This is a genomic window from Nocardia cerradoensis NBRC 101014, from assembly GCF_000308535.1.
Taxonomy (GTDB): domain Bacteria; phylum Actinomycetota; class Actinomycetes; order Mycobacteriales; family Mycobacteriaceae; genus Nocardia; species Nocardia cerradoensis.
This window is the reverse complement of record NZ_BAFW01000174.1, coordinates 1-18,390: the sequence shown is the minus strand read 5'-3', so window position 1 is coordinate 18,390 and position 18,390 is coordinate 1. Positions and strand designations below refer to the sequence as shown.

The 18,390-nt window shown below is 65.5% G+C and carries 19 protein-coding genes; 16 read left to right on the top strand and 3 right to left on the bottom strand.

Annotated elements, in window-relative coordinates; genetic code table 11:
* Positions 1 to 32: 32 nt before the first annotated feature.
* The 3 genes from ON23_RS18325 to ON23_RS37975 all read left to right on the top strand — a co-directional run bounded on the left by ON23_RS18325 (position 33) and on the right by ON23_RS37975 (position 2,628).
* Complete coding sequence (locus tag ON23_RS18325; protein WP_039779655.1) at positions 33 to 848, top strand: SDR family oxidoreductase; 816 nt, start codon at positions 33 to 35, stop codon at positions 846 to 848.
* A gap of 42 nt (positions 849 to 890) precedes the next feature.
* Positions 891 to 1,493, top strand: coding sequence for an aldehyde dehydrogenase family protein (locus tag ON23_RS18320; protein ID WP_210743234.1), 603 nt, complete (start codon positions 891 to 893; stop codon positions 1,491 to 1,493).
* A 424-nt stretch (positions 1,494 to 1,917) separates the two neighbouring features.
* Positions 1,918 to 2,628 (top strand): DUF8020 domain-containing protein, encoded by a 711-nt coding sequence (locus ON23_RS37975; protein ID WP_143859900.1) that lies wholly within the window; start codon positions 1,918 to 1,920, stop codon positions 2,626 to 2,628.
* Positions 2,629 to 2,842: 214 nt separating this feature from the next.
* Here ON23_RS37975 and ON23_RS18310 read toward each other — a convergent pair whose 3' ends face one another.
* Together ON23_RS18310 and ON23_RS18305 are read right to left on the bottom strand one after the other, a co-directional pair.
* Complete coding sequence (locus ON23_RS18310) at positions 2,843 to 4,183, bottom strand: multidrug effflux MFS transporter (RefSeq protein WP_083904063.1); 1,341 nt, start codon at positions 4,181 to 4,183, stop codon at positions 2,843 to 2,845.
* Positions 4,164 to 5,015 (bottom strand): alpha/beta fold hydrolase, encoded by an 852-nt coding sequence (locus tag ON23_RS18305; protein ID WP_039779653.1) that lies wholly within the window; start codon positions 5,013 to 5,015, stop codon positions 4,164 to 4,166. Before ON23_RS18305 ends, ON23_RS18310 begins: the two co-directional genes overlap by 20 nt.
* A 102-nt stretch (positions 5,016 to 5,117) precedes the next feature.
* Between ON23_RS18305 and ON23_RS18300 the strand changes: the two genes are divergently transcribed.
* The 13 genes from ON23_RS18300 (at position 5,118) to ON23_RS18240 (ending at position 16,971) form a co-directional block, all read left to right on the top strand.
* Positions 5,118 to 5,603 carry an FAS1-like dehydratase domain-containing protein gene (locus tag ON23_RS18300; protein ID WP_039779652.1) on the top strand — a complete coding sequence of 162 codons (486 nt, stop codon included), beginning with the start codon at positions 5,118 to 5,120 and terminating at the stop codon, positions 5,601 to 5,603.
* Positions 5,600 to 6,058, top strand: a complete 459-nt coding sequence (locus ON23_RS18295; RefSeq protein ID WP_051042840.1) for a MaoC family dehydratase — start codon at positions 5,600 to 5,602, stop codon at positions 6,056 to 6,058. Before ON23_RS18300 ends, ON23_RS18295 begins: the two co-directional genes overlap by 4 nt.
* A 45-nt stretch (positions 6,059 to 6,103) precedes the next feature.
* A complete protein-coding gene (locus ON23_RS18290; protein WP_039779651.1) occupies positions 6,104 to 7,387 on the top strand; it encodes an aromatic ring-hydroxylating oxygenase subunit alpha in 1,284 nt (427 codons plus the stop codon).
* Between the two features lie 122 nt (positions 7,388 to 7,509).
* On the top strand, positions 7,510 to 8,853 hold the full coding sequence (locus ON23_RS18285; protein WP_039779650.1) for a M20 family metallopeptidase: 1,344 nt from the start codon (positions 7,510 to 7,512) through the stop codon (positions 8,851 to 8,853).
* The gene (locus ON23_RS18280) at positions 8,853 to 9,821 is read left to right on the top strand and encodes a DODA-type extradiol aromatic ring-opening family dioxygenase (protein ID WP_039779649.1); all 969 of its coding nucleotides are present in this window, start codon (positions 8,853 to 8,855) and stop codon (positions 9,819 to 9,821) included. Before ON23_RS18285 ends, ON23_RS18280 begins: the two co-directional genes overlap by 1 nt.
* On the top strand, positions 9,818 to 10,696 hold the full coding sequence (locus ON23_RS18275) for an alpha/beta fold hydrolase (RefSeq protein WP_039779648.1): 879 nt from the start codon (positions 9,818 to 9,820) through the stop codon (positions 10,694 to 10,696). Before ON23_RS18280 ends, ON23_RS18275 begins: the two co-directional genes overlap by 4 nt.
* Positions 10,697 to 10,785: 89 nt before the next feature.
* Positions 10,786 to 11,946: an ABC transporter substrate-binding protein gene (locus ON23_RS18270; RefSeq protein WP_306307132.1), complete on the top strand. Its 1,161-nt coding sequence runs from the start codon at positions 10,786 to 10,788 to the stop codon at positions 11,944 to 11,946.
* The gene (locus ON23_RS18265; RefSeq protein WP_039779646.1) at positions 11,943 to 12,749 is read left to right on the top strand and encodes an ABC transporter ATP-binding protein; all 807 of its coding nucleotides are present in this window, start codon (positions 11,943 to 11,945) and stop codon (positions 12,747 to 12,749) included. The genes ON23_RS18270 and ON23_RS18265 overlap by 4 nt, the downstream gene beginning before the upstream one ends.
* A complete protein-coding gene (locus ON23_RS18260; RefSeq protein WP_039779645.1) occupies positions 12,746 to 13,582 on the top strand; it encodes an ABC transporter permease in 837 nt (278 codons plus the stop codon). Before ON23_RS18265 ends, ON23_RS18260 begins: the two co-directional genes overlap by 4 nt.
* Before the next feature lie 191 nt (positions 13,583 to 13,773).
* Complete coding sequence (locus ON23_RS18255) at positions 13,774 to 14,781, top strand: NAD(P)/FAD-dependent oxidoreductase (protein WP_039779644.1); 1,008 nt, start codon at positions 13,774 to 13,776, stop codon at positions 14,779 to 14,781.
* A 2-nt stretch (positions 14,782 to 14,783) separates the two neighbouring features.
* On the top strand, positions 14,784 to 15,104 hold the full coding sequence (gene fdxA, locus ON23_RS18250; protein ID WP_039779642.1) for a ferredoxin: 321 nt from the start codon (positions 14,784 to 14,786) through the stop codon (positions 15,102 to 15,104).
* A complete protein-coding gene (locus tag ON23_RS18245) occupies positions 15,104 to 15,952 on the top strand; it encodes an alpha/beta fold hydrolase (RefSeq protein ID WP_051042839.1) in 849 nt (282 codons plus the stop codon). Before fdxA ends, ON23_RS18245 begins: the two co-directional genes overlap by 1 nt.
* Before the next feature lie 203 nt (positions 15,953 to 16,155).
* Entirely contained in the window at positions 16,156 to 16,971 is an 816-nt protein-coding gene (locus tag ON23_RS18240; protein WP_039779641.1) for an IclR family transcriptional regulator, read from the top strand.
* An 11-nt stretch (positions 16,972 to 16,982) separates the two neighbouring features.
* On the opposite strand, the gene ON23_RS18235 is transcribed toward ON23_RS18240, so the two are convergent.
* On the bottom strand, positions 16,983 to 18,390 hold a 1,408-nt coding region (locus ON23_RS18235), incomplete at its 5' end, for a crotonobetainyl-CoA--carnitine CoA-transferase (protein WP_039779682.1).

The window sequence follows — 18,390 nt, the reverse complement described above, 5'->3', positions numbered from 1 at the left end:
CCGCGGAAGAACAGCTCGAAAGGAAGAACGAAATGGCAATCCTGAACGATAAAGTCGCGCTGGTCACCGGCGGCGCAAACGGTGTAGGCCGGGCGGTCGTCGAAAAATTCCTTACCGAAGGCGCGCGGGTCGCAGTGCTCGATCGTGATATCGACCGCGCGAAGGCTCTTGCCGCCGACCTCGGCGCCGACGTGCACGTGACGATCGGGTCGGTCGAGAACTTCGCGGACAATCAACGCGCGGTCGCCGAGGCCGTCGAAACCTTCGGCAAGCTCGATATTTTTATCGGCAACGCCGGCGTAGGCGCCGGCAACCTCCTGCTCAGCGAGATCCCGGCGGACCAGCTGGAGGCGGCGATCGACGAGATCTACGCGATCAACGTCAAGGGCTACCTGCTCGGGGCACGCGCGGCGACCCCGGCGTTGCTGCGCACCAACGGGAATATGGTGTTCTCCTGCTCGCTGGCCAGCTACCGGGCGGTGGACGACGGGGCGCTGTACGTCTCGACCAAGCATGCCGACCTCGGGATCGTGCGCGGGATCGCCTGGGAACTCGCACCCAAGGTCCGGGTCAACGGGGTGGCGATTGGAGTCGCGCGGACCCGGATGGAAGGCCTCGCCGCGCTCGGGCAGCAGCCGATCGATGCGGTTCTCCCCGGCGCCGAAAACGTTATCCCACTCGGTTTCATTCCGGAACCGAGTGACTACGCAGCAGGTTTCGCGTACCTGGCCTCCGCGGAAGCGCGCGTGGTGACCGGCGAGTGTCTCTGGGCAGACAGCGGATTCGGAATTCGCGGGATCGGCTCGCCGGCTGGTTTGACCATGCTCGAAAGCAAAGGCAGGCAGTGAAAGCAGAAGGCGTTGCGGTTCATGGTGCATGAGGGGCAGCCGATGAACGCGGAAGTCGCCGGAACGTTGAAAGCGATCGACTACGCGCTCGAGCATCTCGAGTCCTGGATGGAGCCTGCAGTGCGCGAGCCCGGTCTTGGGCAGTCGTCGGTATGCATCCAGTACGAAGCACGTGGCGTATGCCTGCTGTTCGGACCGTGGAACTTTCCGTTCAACCTGGTCATGAAGCCGCTGGTGGCAATATTCGCAGCCGGCAACATTGCGATCGTTCGTCCCAACGAGCCGGCTCCGGCGACATCAGCGGTCACCGTCGCGATTCTGCGTGAAGCCTTCGAACCTCATGAGGTCGCAGCGTTCGGGGGTGATGCCTCGCTGGCCGAAAGGCTTCCGTCGACTGCGCGGCCTCTTCGACGACGCGGCGCACGCGTTATCGGCCGACCGGAATTCGACGAAGAGAGCCGGACCATCGCCCCGGGCGTGCTGCTGGACGTGCCACTCGATTCGCAAATCTTGCGGGAGGAAATATTCGGCCCGCTACTGCCCTATCGGTTTTCGACGAGATTTCGTGAACTCTCTCACGCGCGGTCGGTGGTCGCGCCGAATCTCATGATTATGACGAATTCATCGTTCCAGGGCTGGATTTAACGTAAGATATCAGAGTATTGGTCATGCAAGCCCGGTAATCCCTCCTTCTGGAGGGCGATTCGTTGCCTGGATCGCTCGGCCTGCAAACGTGCGGGAGAGTATCGAGTGCCGGCGGAGCTGTTCGAGATTAGCTCATTTAAGTAATGCCTTCTTCGTGTGGCTTCTGTTTTGAAGAGTCATATCGTAGTTCGTCAGGTCTTCTGCTGTCGTCGAGGCGGCATCGGTGACCTTGACGTCCAATTTACTCCCATTTTGCATTGGTTTTGTCGCACTCTAGTCACCCGATTCGACGAGTCGGGCCTTCAAAATTCAAGGAGTTCAGATGAGGAACATGCTTCACATTTCAGGCTCTGCGTCATCCAACTGCGCCCGTAGGTCGCTGCGAATCGGCGCGCGGAGGGGTATCGGAACGGCAACACTGGCAGTGGCAGCGCTGATGTGCGCAACCAACGTCGCGAACGCGGACCGAACTGCCGGTTCGCCAGTCGCTCCGGAAATCAATTACACCGCACAGATCCGTGATCAGTCGGTGTTCTTCTCGACCGACGTCGGGAGTCTCGCAGTTCGTGGTGAAAGACTCGATGTTCTCGACCCAGAAGGTAATGAGGTCGCCGCGATACCGCTCACCTACAGAATGAATAACCTCGAACACCGTATTTCAGCCGTTGTCACCGATCGGACGGTGGTGCTGACCCCGAGCGTGGATCCTACTGCGGCTGTGCCGTCGCCTGATGTTCCGCGTGCCGATGTGCTACCCATCGACGATGCGTTGGAGCACGTTGCAGCGACGTACCCGAGCCCCGATGCGCGTTCCGCCGATGCACTCGGAACGCTCGTCCAGCAAGTCACTGTAGCGTCAATGTTGAGCGGAATGATCGGGACGATCGTCGGCGCCGGCATCGGATGCGTCGCGGGTCTTGTAGTCGGGACCGCCGCAACGACGCCCGTGGCCTGGTTGCTCGGAGCGGGGCCAATTGCGGGTTGCGTGGGCGGTGCTGTGCTGTTCGGTTCGATCGGCGCCATCGGCGGCACCCTGCTCGTCGGTGGTCCGATCACGGTCGGTGCGTTGTTCCAGTACTTCCAGACCATGAACGCTCCGATCGTTCCTGCAGAGACACAACAGCCAGGACGCTGAAATCCCGTGCTTTGCAACGGTTGTCGGGCGAGTAGCGGCGTTGCACTCGTTCGGCAGCCCGAGGCTACCCCGCTTTCGGAGAGCTTGATGTTCCCCCGGTTTCGTGGAGTCCAGAGCCCTCCGAGAAGGGAACATCGTCGCTGGCAGGAGTTTTCGACTCGAGGCCCTTGGGGCGGATCCGGCTGACCTCGCTGCACCGATGGCGGTTCCCTCGTCACCGCCGACAGCGGTCTGTCGGTGCGTGGTATCGCGCGACCGGGTGGGCGGGTTCGGTAGCCCAAACCGGGCCCGAGCGGACCACGTTCTGCCCATCCTGACCGCGGGCTCGCGGGCGCTCGCGCCGCGAGATGCTCATCAGGGCGAGGACGGTGAACGCGAGCGTCGCGGCCGCGGTCATGGTGATCGCCACCGCGAGGCTTGTGTTCCCCAGCAGCCCGACGATGGGTGCGACCACGCCCGCCGCACCGAACTGCGCGAAACCGACCGTGGCAGCAGCCGTCCCCGCGACCCCGCCGTGGCGGGACAACGCCAGCGCGGGCGCGTTCGGCATGACGAACCCGGTGGCGAAGAGCAGAACCAGGACCGGGACGGCGAAGCCGGGAAATCCACCGGCCCGCAACGCCGACAGCACGACGAATCCACCGCCGACGATCGTGCTGACCAGAAGCGAGACCAGGCTGATGCGCAGCGGGGACCAGCGCGTCAGCAGGGCGACGTTCACTTGAGACGCTCCGATCAACGCGACCCCGCCCGCGGCGAAGGCGAACCCGTAGGACACCGAGCTGAGCCCGAACTGGCCCTGCATCACGAAGGACGAGCCGGCGATGTATGCCCACAGAACCGAGCGCCCCAAGCCGCACACCAGCACCAAGACGACGAACTGGGGATCGCGGATCAATCGGCCGTATCCGTTGAGCACCTGGGAGATTCCGCGTCCGGCGCGTGCGTCGGGCGGCAGGGTCTCCGGCAGCGCGCACCCGCCCAGTGCCATCATTCCCGCGCCGAGGACGGCGAGTACGAGGAACACCCCTTGCCATGAGATCGCGCCGGAAACGAGGCCGCCGACCGACGGGGCCAGAATCGGGGCGACCCCCATGACGAGCATCAACCGGGACAGCACGACCGCCGCGGCACGACCGGTGAACAGGTCGCGCACGACGGCCATCGCGATGACACCGGTCGCGGCCGCACCCAGACCCTGGAGCGTTCGGAAGGCTCCGAGCGCCGCGATGGAGGGAGCGAAGAAGCATGCCACCGATGCCGAGACGTGCAGGAAAGTGCCTGCGACGAGCGGCTTTCGCCGCCCGTAGATGTCGGACAACGGCCCCGCGACCAGTTGGCCGATCGCCAGACCCGTCAACGTACCCGTCAAGGTGAGCTGAACGGCGGTATCGGTGGTATGGAAGTGCCTCGTGATAGTCGGCAGCGCAGGCAGATACATGTCGACGGTGAACGGTCCGAGTGCGGTGAGCAACCCCAGGATCAGGACGAGCCGCGTCCGGCCTGCGCCTTCCCCTGGGGAAACCCGCCCGGCGTCACGAATGCTGCTGGTCAAGGAAGCCGCTCACCACGGAGTAGAAGTCGTACGGCCGTTCTTCCTGAAGGTGGTGGGAGGCCTTGTCCATCACGTAGAGATGGCCGTGCTCGATCATCCTCGCGAGCATCAACGGGTAGTCCGGGGTGAGAAACGCGTCGTGCATGCCCCACGCGAACAGCACCGGCGCTGTGATCATCCCCAGTTCCGCGGTGAGGTCCTGCCAGTCGCCGCGCGGGTTGTCCGACGCTGCCGCGAGTGCCATTTCCTCCGGGTCGAGACTCTGCTCGTAGCGCATGTCGAGGGTTTCCTGCGGAAGCTTGTCCGCGTCGAACCACTCCAGACGGGTGATCAGCTGCCGCATCTTCTCCCGGGTGGGCCCTTCCCCGCCGTAGTAGACGTCGCGTGCCGTCCGGCCACGATGACCGTTTTCGGGCAGCGGCGCCAGCGGTCCGTAGAACACCGGCATGCTGCCCGTGACCACCAACGCGCGCACCCGGTCGGGATACTTCGCAGCGAGATTCAGGGCGATCGTCCCGCCCCAGGAGTTGCAGACGAAGTCGGCGCGGTCGACGTTCAACTCGTCCATGAGCGCGACGATCTTCGCCGCGTGGAAATCCCACATCGGGCCGCTGATGGTGCACTTCTCGGACCGGCCGTACTGGAGGATGTCGACCAGTATCGCGCGGCGATCGCGCGCGAACAGCGGTGCGACGGGACCGAAGTCGGACCACGCGGTGCATCCGGGTCCGCCGCCGTGGAGGAAGACGGTGGGACTGCCGGCGCCGAGGTCGTGGTAGTGGAATTTCACGCCCGCCGCGTCGGCGTACAAACTGTTCGGTGGTTGGGCCATGGGCTCAGCTGACGTCATTTCGCGAGCGGTGTGAAGGATCCGGGTCCGTTGGGCGGTCCCGGCCTGTGGTCGGGTGCCCGCGCGCGGAGCTAGCTTGCGCACATGCGACCAGATTTGCGAACGGCCGAGGCACGGGCCCGCGCCCTCGTCGGCACCGCCGAGCATCGTGCGCTCGGCCAGTTACGCGCAGCGGAGACGGTCGCGTTCGCGCATGCCTGCGGTGAACGCGATCCTCGCCTGCTCGATCCCGATACCGACGGCTTCCGCGTGCATCCCCTGTATCTGCCCAGTTTGCTGCGGGGGCCCGACGGCGGCGTCGATGCCGACTACCGGGAGGACGGCATGTTCCGCGACGAGGTTCCGGGTACGGACGGACTGGCCGTGAATCTGATGGCCGGTGGGCAGAGCATCGCCTTTCATCGGGAAGTGCCGCTCGGCGATCCGATCGAGCTGCGACGCACCCTCGATGCCGTGGACCGGAAAGGACGCCCTGGTAAGGAATTCCTGCTGCTCACGGTGTCCAAGGTCTATCGAGCCGCGCGGGCCGGAGACCTCGCCACCGTCACCGAAAGGTTCATCGTCCGATGACGGCCGGGCCGAGTGGCGACGTCGAAGTCGGACAGGACATCGGTCCGGTCGTCCTGCGGGCCGACCCCGTGCGACTGCTGCGTTTCGGTGCCGCTACGCACAACGCGCACCGCATCCATTACGACCCGCTATACGCCGAGATCGAGGGTCTGGCCGGACCCGTCGTGATGGCCCAGCTCCACGGTGCGCTCTTCCACCGCGCGGCAGCCGAATTCGCGGGTGGACCCGGGGGTGTGGTCTCGGTCGGATGGCGCAATCGTGCGCCGGCGTACGTGGGGTCCGAGCTCGTCGTGACCGGTGTGGTCCGTGAGATCGCCGACGGATTCGTGACGCTCGAATTGGCGGAGCACACCGCCGACGGCGTGCTGTGCGCCGAGGGTGAGGCCGTGGTGGCCCGGCACTGTGAACCCGGTTCGCTGAGCAGACCGAATCCATTGGCGCCCAGCCGTTCCTGACTCAGGATCGGCAGTATCAATCAGCTCGTCTCGAGAGGACTTCACATGACTGGTGTCGAGGCGCCGAAGGTCACGCAGGAGGTGCCGGAGCGGCCGCGCGCGGCCGGCAGGCAGGACTGGACGGCCTGGCCCAAGTACAACGCGGCCGGACGCGGCTACCGCGGCTACTGGTACCCCGTCACCTGGTCCAGCCACATCACCGCGAAGCCCGCGAGTTACACGATCTGCGGCGAGAAGCTCGCCCTCATCCGCGACGGTGGCAAGGTCTACGCACTGCACGACCGCTGCCCCCACCGGGGAGTGCCCCTGTCGGAAGGCGATCAGCAATTCCCCGGTACGGTCAGCTGCCCGTACCACGGATGGACCTATCGCCTGACCGACGGCAAGCTCGTCGCGGTCATCACCGACGGTCCCGATTCCAAGATCTGCGGGAAACTCGAAGTACAGACGTACGCGGTCGAGGAACGGCTGGGCCTGGTCTGGGTGTACATCCCCGTCACCCGCGAGCCGGCGCCGCCCCTCGACGAGCAATTGCCGCGTGAGCTCGTGGAGAACGACGGGGTCGTCGGCGGCCGCATCCAGGCGCGTGCGGGCGATTGGCGTTTCGCCTGCGAGAACGGTTTCGACGAGGGGCACGCGAAGTATCTGCACCGCACGGCGCTGTGGCGATTGTTCAAGCCGATGCCCACCTGGAACGTCACCCGCATCGTGCCCGACGGGCGGTGGATCTACCGCGTCCAGGACGAGGTGTACTGGGAGGCCGATTTTCCCGAAGTCGGGAGATGGACCAACAAGCGGTGGTGGAAGAAGCGGCCGGACGAGTCGCAGGTCTCGCAGATCGGCAACGTCGGCGCCGGTCTGGAAGTGAATCCCGTCATCGCGGCGCAGAAGTTCCCCGGGTTCGCATCCCTGTCCATGCCCGGTGTACTGCGGATCGCCTACCCCAACTTCATCCACTACGAGTTCTACGTACCGGTCGACGACGGACGTCACCAGTACGTCGGCTTGATGGTGAATTTCGTGTCCGGAATCCGGAAACTCGGCTTCTACGCGAAGTATCTCGGCGCGATCCGGTGGCTGTTCCACGGCCAGTTCTCCGGGCAGGACGCGTGGATGGTCGAGGTCACCGACGCACCGCCGGAGAAGCTGTACCGGCCCGATGTCTCACTGACCGCGTGGCGCAATCTCGCGGAAGAGGAGTATGCCGAAAAGCTCACGGCAGCAGTCGACTTCGTCAAACAGCCGGTTGCCAAGACGCGGGAGCGCCGGGCGCCGGCGGCCCGCAACGGCGCGGCGGCGTCCGCGCAGACCGTTTCGTCCGGTGAGTAGGAGAGGCACATGTTCAAGACACTGATCGCATTCGCCGCGGGCGGCGCGGCCGTCGCCGGTGCGCCCGCCGCGTGGAGGTTCCTCGCGCGACACAGCAACACACAGGTACACCAGGTCCGTCGATGACGATCGCGGAAGCCGATGCGCTGGCCGGGCTGGACGCACAGCGGCGCCGGTGGGTCGAAGCGGCCTGCGCGCGGGTGAACCGGAAACGCCTGTGCGAGTTGCTGTCCGGGCTGATCGACATTCCGAGCCCCACCGGCGACGAAGCTCCGCTCGCCCGGCATATCACCGCGACGTTGGCGGCGGCCGATATCGAGTCCCACACGATGTACCTCGATGATCGGCAGGCCAATGCGTGGGGCCGGTTGCGGGGTGACGGCACCGGACCGGACCTGCTGCTGTACGCGCCGATCGATACGGTGACCACCGGCAGCCCCGACGAGGATCTGCCGTGGGCAGGAGAATCGCTGCGCGCCGACATGGTCGCCCACGCCACGACCGTCGACGACTACGTAGTCGGGCTCGGCGCCTCCAACCCCAAGGGGCACACCGCCTGCATCCTGGCCGCGGCGGAGGCTATCCGCTCCGCCGGAGTACCGCTCACCGGGGACCTGCTGGTGGGTTTCGGCGCCGGCGGAATGCCGACCAATGCCCGCCCCGGCGTGGGCAATTCGCGCCGCAACACCGGACAGGGAGTCGGCTGCTCCTTCCTGCTCGAACAGGGAGTGTGGGCGGATTTCGCGCTCATCGCGAAGCCCGGGTGGACGGTGTCCTGGGAAGAGGTCGGGCTCGCGTGGTTCGAGATCACGGTGCACGGAAGCCACACCTACGTGGGCTCCCGGCATCGGCTGCCCTATCGGAACCCGGTGGCGCTCGCCGGGGAGGTCGCCAACCTGCTCGAGGAGTGGTTTCCCCACTACTCGCAGGCGCACGACGATGGTCTGGTCCGGCCACAGGGGATGGTCGCCAACATCCGCGGCGGCTGGGAGCGCACCGCGTCGTTCACTCCGGCGTGCGTCCGCATGATGGCCGACCTGCGGCTCAGCCCGCGCACCACACCCACTGCCGCCAAACGCGAAATCGTCCAAGCGGTGCGCAGGATTGCCGCCGACCTGCAAATCCGGGTCGATGTGGAGCAGATCCTGGCGATCCCCGGAGAGGCCTCGGATCCGCGAATGTGGCTGAGCCGCAAGGCTGTCGAAGCATGGGAAGCGGCCGAGGCCGCTCCACACCGGGAGTTTCGCGACGCGAGTGGCGCGACCGACGCGAACATCCTACGGGGTCGCGGGATCCCCACCGTGCGGGTCGGCATGCCCAAGGTCGCCGACGCCCCGTTCGACGTCGACTTCGCCATGGGCATGAACACCGTCGACCTGCGGGAAGCGGAGAAGCTCACCAGATACCTCGTTCGTGTCGCGCTCGACACGGTCACCCACAGCCTCGAGGAAGTAGGGATTGCCTGATGGCGAGAATCGTGCTGGGTATCGGAGCCTCGCACAGCACCCTGATGAACACCCATTGGGAACAAACCACGCACAAGGCCGAAGCCGAACGGTTTCGGGACGCGCTCTTCGCCGCGCGGGACCGAATCGCGGCCGCGAAGCCCGATGTCGCGCTGATCATCGGCTCCAACCACTTCCGCGGGTTCTGGCTGGATCTGATCCCGGCCTTCACTCTCGGTGTGGGGGAATGTATTTCGAGCGGTGAATCGGGTACGCCGAAGGGGCCGCAGCCGGTCGATGTCGAGTTCGCGCGCCACATGGCGAATACGGTGATCGAAAGCGGGCGTTTCGATCTGGCGTACTCGGCGCGGTTGCAGATCGATCACGGCCAGTCCCATGCCATTCAATATCTGCTCGACGGAATCCACATCCCCGTCGTGCCGCTCGTGGTCAACGTCTTCGCGCCACCGCTGCCGACTTTTCGGCGGTGCGCCGAACTGGCCGATGCGATCCGCGCGGCGGTCGAGGGCTTTCCCTCCGACAAGCGAGTCGTCGTCATCGCCTCCGGTGGACTCTCCCATCGCCTGCCCTGGCCGGACTGGCGCGACCCGCACGGCGCGGACGAGGACTTCATGGTCCGCGCGTGGCTGGACGGGCGGGAAAACTGGTCCGACTACGACGTACGACGCCGCGAGATCATCCGCGCCGCGGAGGCTGCCATCACGCCGGAGTTCGATGATCGCCTCCTCGACCTCTTCGCGGCCGGCAAGGCGGCGGAACTGGCCGAGTACACCACGAGCTACGTCGAAGAAGCGGCCGGTAACGGCGCGCAGGAGTTGCGCACCTGGCTCATGATGGCCGCGATCCTGGACTACATCCCCGCCGAACGCCTTGCCTACGAGGCAATTCCGGAGTGGCTCACCGGAATGGGTGTCGCGGTTCTCGACCCTGACCACGCCGATTCATCGTCACGAAGGACACGATCATGACAATCTGGAACGAACTGACCGGACTCGACTTCAGCCTCACCACCGTCGATGCGAACGGCGTGCCCACCCGAGCACTGCGGTCCGGCGCGGGGGAGGAAGCGGTCGTGTTCCTGCACGGCACCAGCGGCCACCTCGAGGCGTTCGCACGCAACATCCCAGCGCACGCGCCCCACTACGAATGCCACGCCATCGATATGCTCGGGCACGGCTACACCGGCAAGCCGGACTACCCCTACGAGATCCCGCGCTACGTGGCCCACCTGGTCGACTACCTCGACGCCGTGGGGATCCAGCGGGCACATCTGGTGGGCGAATCGCTCGGTGGCTGGGTCGCGGCCCACCTCGCGAGCGAACTGCCCGAGCGGGTGCTGTCGCTGCAGCTGCTCGCCGCAGGCGGCACGGTCGCGAATCCTGTGGTGATGGAACGGATCAAGACGTCCACTCTCGATGCGGTGCGCAGCGACGATATCGAGCTGACCCGCGCCCGGCTACGGTTGTTGATGCACGACCCGGTCAACGCCACCGAGGAACTCGTCGAAGTACGTCACCGGATCTATCACCAGCCCGATTTCGTCGCCAACATCCACAATCTGTTGTCCCTGCAGGAGATGGAGATTCGGCAGCGCAACCTGTTGCGGCCGGAGCGGCTCGCCCGGATCCAGGCGCCCACCCTGGTCGTCTGGGGCCACGAAAACCCGTTCGGAGACGTTCCGGAAGCCAAAAAACTGGCCGAGGACATCCCCGGCGCGCGCCTGCAGCTCTACCCGGAGTGCGGGCACTGGCCGCAGCACGAACAGGCCGCGCGGTACAACCCGCTGAGTTTGGAATTCCTGGCCGAGGCGTCGGCGAAGGTCAAGGCCGAGGCGTCGGCCTGAGTCGACAGTCCCCGTAAACGGCGGGCCGGTCACGCATTCGGTGCGTGCCCGGCCCGCCGTGCGTTCGGCGCACTGCCGGCGCCGAGAAAATGTTGCGCCGAGATGTCCCGAGATCCCGGGTTCTGCCGTCGTTTGTTGCGCTCGGGAAACGCCTTCCGAACGGGTCCGTTCGGCGGACCGAGATGATTCTCAGGCCGGTTCGGAGATGGCTATGTTGCTCACACCCTCCGCAGGAATGCGGCCCAGATCACACAGCGAAGGTGCGTCCCTATATGGCCTGGCGATCTCGAATCAGAAGCACTGCCCTCCTGGCGGCAGTACTCGTCACGATGTCAGTCGGCGCGTGCAGCCGACCGGCGACGCATGGCGCCGCAGGTTCGGCGGGCGGTCAGCTCCGCATCGCGGTAGGCATCGATGCGTCCTATGCTCCGTTCTTCGTCGCAGACCAGAAAGGGCTTTTCAAGGAGGCCGGGCTGGACGTGCACCTGGTCCAATTCGGTAGTGGGGGGGAGGCTGTCGATGCGCTGTCGAGCGGACAGGTGCAACTAGCGGGAAGCTCCGACACCACCACGATCGCGCAATTGCGTCAGAACCCGTCGCTTCGGGCGATGTATTCCTACGAAGCCTCCGGCGACTACATCAAAGTCGTTCTGCGCAACGGACTCGAGGCGCCGGCCGCGGGACAGAAGTTCGGCATCGTTCCCGGTTTGGGGCAGATCTCCACCGAGAAATATCTCGAAGCGCACGGCGTCCGGCCGGAATCGGTGAAGATGATCAAAGCCACTCCGACCGACATGCCCGCGCTACTCGGCCGGGGCGACATCGACGGCTACGTGCTGTGGGAGCCGTGGCCCACGGCGGCGCTGCGCCAGGGTATCGGGCACGTCGTTGCCAGAACCGGGGACTACAACTGGCTCTACCACCACTGGGCGATCACGACACAGCCGTGGCTCGCCGGGCACGAGAACGATGCGCTGACGGTGGCCCGGGTTCTCGACAAGGCCACGCAGCTGGTCGAATCGGATCCCGCGGCCGCGGCGGCGGCAACCAAGTCGGCGGTGAACGTCGCCGAGGACCAGACCATCACCGCAATTCGCGACATCGACTTCGGTGTGAAGAATCTGACCACCGACGATATCGCCGCGGCACAGTCGGTCGTCGACTTCTACAAGAAGCTCGGTGCGCTCACCGAGCAACCGGATCTTCGTTCGGCGATGCTCGCCGACTGGTACAAGAAGAGTGCGCAATGAGTATTACTGCAATCAACGGCGTCTCCGTCGAAATCCACGGTCTAGGAATCAGTTTCGGCGCCGCCGATATCGTTTCGGACATCGATCTCACGGTGGCGGAAGGGGAATTCGTCTGCCTCCTCGGCCCCAGCGGTTGCGGGAAGTCGACGCTGTTGTCCTCCATGGCGGGGTTCGTCGAACCCACCGCTGGTGACATCTACTGTGACGGTACGGCGGTGAAAGGGAGCAACGCCCATGCGGGAATGGTCTTCCAGAGTTCGGAAGCCCTTTTCGAATGGATGACCGTACGTCAGAACGTCTCCTATGGACCCCGTATGCGCGGCGCGAACAAGGCCGAGCAGACGCGGATCGCGGCCGAATATCTGGCAATGGTCGGCCTTCCCCATTCGGGAGACAAATACCCGTCCCAGTTGTCGGGCGGGATGCGACAGCGCGTCCAAATCGCCCGTGTGCTGGCCAATCAGCCGTCGCTGGTCCTGATGGACGAGCCGTTCGGCGCACTCGACGCGCAGACCCGGCAGGTTCTGCAGGTCGAGCTGGACAAGATCTGGCGGCACACCGGCTGCACCGTCGTCTTCGTCACCCATGACATCGACGAGGCGTTGACGCTGGCCGATCGTGTGGTGGTCATGTCCGCCGGACCGAGGGCGCGCATCAAGAGCATCTACCAGGTCGATGCGCCCCGTCCCCGCGATCGCGCCCATCCGGACGTGATCGATCTGTACGAACAGCTGCGCGACGACATCCGAGCCGAGGTCGTGGCGTCGTTGCGGAACCAAGGTATCGAAGAGGACGAGCTATGACCGCCATTGTGCAGAGTCCGGCCGCACCGGCCGGAAACGCGAATTCAAAACGGACACAGGGGAAATCGCTCGCGGCGGCGGGACGGGTGACGCGCACCGCGCTGCTGTGGGTGGCCTCGGGGGTGCTGGGGCTGGCCGTCTGGTCCTTCCTCGCGTGGTGGTACGGGCCGACGACCATCGCGTCGCCGGTGGAGGTGTGGTCGGCGGCGGTCGAACTCGCGCAGCGTGGTGTGCTGTGGACGTCGATTTCCGCTTCGGCGCAACGAATTCTGCTCGGCTGGAGCCTCGGCGTCGTGATCGGCGCCCCGATCGGAATTCTCATGGGGCGCGTCGACCTCGTGCGACAGTTGCTGGATCCGTACATCGAGTTCTTCCGCTTCATCCCGCCCATCGCCTTCGTGACGCTGGCGGTGGTCTGGTTCGGTATCGGCGAGACATCCAAGGTCGTGCTGATCTTCTACACCTCTGTCTTCATCGTCACGGTGAGCACGATCGCGGCCACGGTCTCGATTGCCGAGAACAAACTGCAAGCCGCAACCAACCTGGGCGCGAACCGGCTGCAGTTGATGAAGACGGTCGTGCTGCCGTCGGCTGTTCCCGGCATCGTCACCGGAGCCCGGCTGGCGATGGGCAACAGCTTTCTGACCATCGTCTCCGCGGAAATCGTCGCCGCCGATCGCGGTATCGGGTCGATGATCTGGCAGGCCCGCAACTACGGCCGGATCGACTGGACGTTCGTCGGCATCATCGTGCTGGGCATCATGGGTTTCGCCTTCGACCGGGTCCTGCGGGTGCTGTCGGCGAAATTCCTTTCCCGGTACGGCGTCAAATAGGCGGAAAGGATTGCGGCCGGAGAACCGCGGATCTTCCGCGCCGAGATGTCATCGGCGACTACCGGCCCACGGGCCCGGCGACCACTTCCGGTGGCCGCCGGGCCCGTTTCGCGCGTAGGGGAATCGGAACCGGTCCATTGACCGGACCGAGTTCATTTATCAAGGGCCACAGCAGGATTAGCGTTTCCCTCGTGAACACATCGTCCATCGCATCCGGCGCCGAACTCGACGTCGATATTCTCATCGTCGGCGCCGGCCCGGCGGGACTCTACGGCGCGTACTACGCGGGTTTTCGCGGTCTGCGCGTCGCTGTGATAGATGCGCTCGCCGAACCGGGCGGCCAGGTGAGCGCGATGTATCCCGAGAAGGCCATCCTCGACATCGCGGGATTTCCCGCGATCAAAGGCCGCGACCTGATCGACGGACTGCTCGCGCAGGCTGCGCCGTTCGATCCGATCTATCTGATGGGGGAGCAGGCGCTGGGGCTGACACACGACGCCTTCGGTAACGCGGTTGTCGCGACCGATGCGGGCCGCAGAATCACCGCGGGCGCGGTCATCGTCACCGGTGGGATCGGGACCTTCACGCCACGTCCGTTGACGAAGGGGCTCGATTTTCTCGGCCGGGGTCTGAGCTATTTCGTTCCCGACCTGTCGGAACACGCGGGAAAGGACGTCGTCATCGTGGGCGGAGGTGACAGCGCGTTCGATTGGGCGATGCATCTCGAGCCGATTGCCAACTCCGTGACGCTGGTTCATCGCCGCGACAAGTTCCGGGCGCACAAATCGACAGTGGCAAAGGTGTACGACAGCTCGGTGCGGGTGCTGGTCAATGCCGACATCTCGTCCGTCCGCGGCAACGGCTGGATTGCCGAAGTGGATGTCGCGCACAGAGCGGACAAGTCGACGACAACTCTTCCCGCGCAATCCGTCATCGCCGCATTGGGTTTCACCGCGGACCTGGGGCCGCTGACCGAATGGGGGCTCGAGATCGATTCCCGGCACATCGTCGTGAATACCCGAATGCAGACCAACGTCGACCGCGTCTACGCGGCCGGCGACATCACCGACTATCCGGGGAAAGTACGGCTCATCGCGGTTGGGTTCGGCGAGGCCGCCACCGCGGTCAACAACGCTGCGGCCGTCCTCGATCCGGACGCCGAGATCTTCCCCGGGCATTCAACCGAACAGGAGGGCTGACAATGGCATTCGTGATTGGCGAAGCCTGTATCGACTACACCGATCGCTCGTGCATGGAGGAGTGCCCGGTCGATTGCATCTACGAGGGCGACCGCAAGCTGTACATCAATCCGAACGAGTGCATCGACTGCGGTGCGTGCGAATTGGCATGCCCGGTCGAGGCGATCACGGTGGACCGCAAGGCCGCGCCCGAGTTCAAGGAGGACAACAAGAGGTTCTTCCTGGACATTCTGCCGACCCGTACCGAGCCGGTGGGCAATCCGGGTGGCGCCGCGAAGATCGATGCGATCGGCGTCGATACGCCGATGGTGGCGGCGTACTGATGGGCACGGAACTCCGCTTCGGCTACGCCGATACGTCGTTCGGTCAGCTGCACTATGCCGAGCAGGGGGAGGGCCCCACCCTTCTGCTGCTCCATCAGACTCCCCGCTCCTGGGACGAATTCCGGGAATTGATGCCTCTGCTCGCGGGCGAATATCGCGTGCTCGCAATGGATATGGTGGGTTTCGGTGCGAGTGCGAAACTGCCGGCCCCGCAGACCATCGAACTGTACGCCCGCGGGGCGTGTGAGTTGCTGGACGCACTCGGCGTCCAACACGCCGCTGTTCTGGGACATCACACCGGCGCGGCGGTGGCTCTGGAGATGGCCGTCACCGCCGGCGAGCGCGTCGTCGCACTGCTACTGTCGTCTTGTCCATGGACCGATGAGCGATATCGTGGGAATCATGCGGCCGCGGGAGGGGTGGATCGCGCGGAGCGGAACGAGAGCGGCACTCATCTGCGCACCCTCTGGGATTTGCGCCGGCCGTACTATCCGGCGCCGGTCGCCGGTCTGCTGGACCGGTTCATACGCGACGCGCTCGCATTCGGTGTCGATCCGGCCGAGGGACATCGAGCGTGTGCCCGGTACCGGATGGAGGACCGCATCGGTGCGGTAACCGCCCCCGTGCTGTTGATCGGTGCGGAAAAGGATCCGTTCTCGATGCCCAACCTTCCCGTTCTGAGCGATCGGTTGGTGGCAGCTCGCTCCGTCCGCCGTGCTGTGGTCGACAACGGCACGGTCGCCCTGCTCGAGCGCGAGGCATCGGCGGTGGCCTCCGTGGTGCGGGACTTTTTGGCCTCCGCCGAGATCACGTGGCCGGATGTAAACACTGTGGAACCGGTCCACTGACCGGACCGTGTGACGTGCCTCTCTCGACGGCAATCCCGTAGCGTTGCGCTATCAGGCGAGCGGGCCGCAGCTCCGGACGGCCGTATCGACACTCCGCTCGCCGGACCCATCAGGAGGCATCCTTGACTACAGCGGCACGAGAACCGGGTGGAATCGTACCGGTCGGCCCTCTCGACGCGGCGGTCCAGCAGGCAGGCACGGAAATGTCTTCGGTCCTGGGCAAAGCTCGCTTGATTCTCGACGCGTTCGATACCGAGTGCAGCGATCTGTCGTTGACCGAATTGGCGCGCCGCAGCGGTGTCGCGAAAGCATCGGTGCACCGCCTCGCGGGTGAACTCGTGGAGTGGGGTCTGCTGGAACGGGCCGGGACGAAGTACCGCCTGGGTCTGCGGTTGTTCGAACTCGGTCAGCTGGTGCCGCGGCAGCGAATTCTCCGCGACGCGGCGCTGCCCTATATGGAGGATCTCCTGCTCGCCACGCAGGAAACGGTTCATTTCTCGGTGCGCGACGGTATCGACGTGCTCTACATCGAGAAGATCATCGGCCATCGTGGGCTCAATCAGCAATCGCGCGTCGCGGGCCGGCTGCCGCTGTACTGCACGGCCACCGGGAAGATGATCCTGGCGTTCTCGCCGCAGTCGGTGTTCGACGCGGTCGTGGAACAAGGGTTCACCGCACTCACCAGACGCACCACGATGTCTGTCGCAGTCCTGCGCACGCAGCTGGAGCGGATGCGCAAGGAACAACTGGCCGTCGAGGTGGAGGAGACCCGCCTCGGATATATGAGCGTCGCCGTCCCGGTATTCAGCGGCCCTGGTGTTCTGGCGGGCGCGTTGTCGGTCACCGGTCCCACCGCGCGGCTCAACGTCAGCCGCATCACCGGCGCCCTGCGTACCGCGGGCGTGGGCATCACCCGGACGCTGCAGGCGATGCGATGCACTCATACACCGGGCGAGCCGTCGCGTCCTACCGGGGCCTGCAGTCCCGCGATGTGTTCGTTCAACGGGTGCGGGCGCTGATTCGCGCGGCCTCACGTGCGCGTCGGCCGGAAGCCTCGGTGCTCCGCGTCCCAGGTGTTCGCGCCGACGCCGCGAGCGCGCAAGTCCTGCTTGCGCACTTTGCCGGTCTCGGTGAGCGGCAGCCTCGTCACCAGATCGACATAGCGAGGGAGTGCGAAGTGCGCCAGATGCTGTTCGCCGAAGCGCAATAGGTCGGCCGGGTCGAGTTCCGCCCCCTCCCGCGGCACGATCGTCGCCATGACCTCGTCCTCGGCGAGGTCGGACGGCACCGGGAAGACAGCGATGTGCGCGACGTCCGGATGCCGGGACAGTACGGCCTCCACTTCGGTGGCCGAGATGTTCTCGCCGCGCCGGCGGATCACGTCCTTGAGGCGATCGACGAATCGGAACCACCCGTCGCGAGCGCGTATCACCCGGTCACCGGTGTGAATCCACGCGCCCTGCTCGGGAACGGTGTCACCCAGGTAGCCCAGGGCGAACGCCCCCCGACGCAGGCTGCGAACCACGAGCTCGCCGGGAGTGTCGTCGGCGACAGGACGTCCGTCCTCCGTGACGGTGACCTCGTAACCCTCCATCACCGTGCCGATGAACCCATCCCGGCGCCGGCCCGGCGTGGAGCCGATGACCAGATTCGTCTCGGTGGTGCCGAACCCGTCGACGAGGTCGATGCCGAACCGGTTGCGGAACGGGACGTACAGGTGCGCCGGCGTAGCGGGCGACAACGCGCGGGTAACCCGATGGGCGCGTTCGACCGGAGCCGGCGGCCGGTTGATCAGCATGGCCACCATCGCACCGAGCAGGTAGGTGACGGTGGCCCCGGACCGCTCCACTTGTGCCCAATAGTCGTTCGCCGAAAACCGTTCGCCGAGAACGAAAGTGCCACGCCACACCAGCGCCTGGAACAGGGTGCCGAGGGCGTTGGTGTGGAACAGTGGCAGACAGTTGTACAGGACGTCGCCGGCTCGCAGACCGAGCGAGCGCCCGACGCCCTCACCCCACCAGAGGAATTGGGCATGCGGACAGCGAACGCCCTTCGGCAGCCCGGTGGTGCCCGAGGTGAACAGCACCGCAGCGAGATCGAGATCGCCGACCGACGCGGGTTCGCGAGGTGGCGCTGTCGTCGCAGGATCGCTGTGGGGAGCCGACGGGGAGCCGACGATCCAGGACATGCCGCGGTATCCGGTCGCTTCGACGTGTCCGGCATAGCGGGGTGCGACGAGCACCCACCGGGCCTCGGACTCGCGGAGCGCGTGGTGCAAACCGTCACCCCGCAGTGCCACGTTCAGCGGGACCGTCGCTGCTCCCAGCCAAGCGCAACCCAGCAGGAGGTCGATGAGCTCCACGCGGTTGTCCATCAGCGCGGCGACCCGGTCCCCGGCCCGAACTCCTTGCGTGTGAAGGGCATTGGCCATGGACGAC

Excerpts from the sequence above, each read along its gene's own strand:
- ON23_RS18325 (WP_039779655.1), top strand. The coding sequence starts at position 33 with ATGGCAATCCTGAACGATAAAGTCGCGCTGGTCACCGGCGGCGCAAAC.
- ON23_RS18320 (WP_210743234.1), top strand. The coding sequence starts at position 891 with ATGAACGCGGAAGTCGCCGGAACGTTGAAAGCGATCGACTACGCGCTC.
- ON23_RS18305 (WP_039779653.1), bottom strand. The coding sequence starts at position 5,015 with ATGGCCCAACCACCGAACAGTTTGTACGCCGACGCGGCGGGCGTGAAA.
- ON23_RS18300 (WP_039779652.1), top strand. The coding sequence starts at position 5,118 with ATGCGACCAGATTTGCGAACGGCCGAGGCACGGGCCCGCGCCCTCGTC.
- ON23_RS18295 (WP_051042840.1), top strand. The coding sequence starts at position 5,600 with ATGACGGCCGGGCCGAGTGGCGACGTCGAAGTCGGACAGGACATCGGT.
- ON23_RS18290 (WP_039779651.1), top strand. The coding sequence starts at position 6,104 with ATGACTGGTGTCGAGGCGCCGAAGGTCACGCAGGAGGTGCCGGAGCGG.
- ON23_RS18285 (WP_039779650.1), top strand. The coding sequence starts at position 7,510 with ATGACGATCGCGGAAGCCGATGCGCTGGCCGGGCTGGACGCACAGCGG.
- ON23_RS18280 (WP_039779649.1), top strand. The coding sequence starts at position 8,853 with ATGGCGAGAATCGTGCTGGGTATCGGAGCCTCGCACAGCACCCTGATG.
- ON23_RS18275 (WP_039779648.1), top strand. The coding sequence starts at position 9,818 with ATGACAATCTGGAACGAACTGACCGGACTCGACTTCAGCCTCACCACC.
- ON23_RS18270 (WP_306307132.1), top strand. The coding sequence starts at position 10,786 with ATGTTGCGCCGAGATGTCCCGAGATCCCGGGTTCTGCCGTCGTTTGTT.
- ON23_RS18265 (WP_039779646.1), top strand. The coding sequence starts at position 11,943 with ATGAGTATTACTGCAATCAACGGCGTCTCCGTCGAAATCCACGGTCTA.
- ON23_RS18260 (WP_039779645.1), top strand. The coding sequence starts at position 12,746 with ATGACCGCCATTGTGCAGAGTCCGGCCGCACCGGCCGGAAACGCGAAT.
- fdxA (WP_039779642.1), top strand. The coding sequence starts at position 14,784 with ATGGCATTCGTGATTGGCGAAGCCTGTATCGACTACACCGATCGCTCG.
- ON23_RS18245 (WP_051042839.1), top strand. The coding sequence starts at position 15,104 with ATGGGCACGGAACTCCGCTTCGGCTACGCCGATACGTCGTTCGGTCAG.
- ON23_RS18240 (WP_039779641.1), top strand. The coding sequence starts at position 16,156 with ATGTCTTCGGTCCTGGGCAAAGCTCGCTTGATTCTCGACGCGTTCGAT.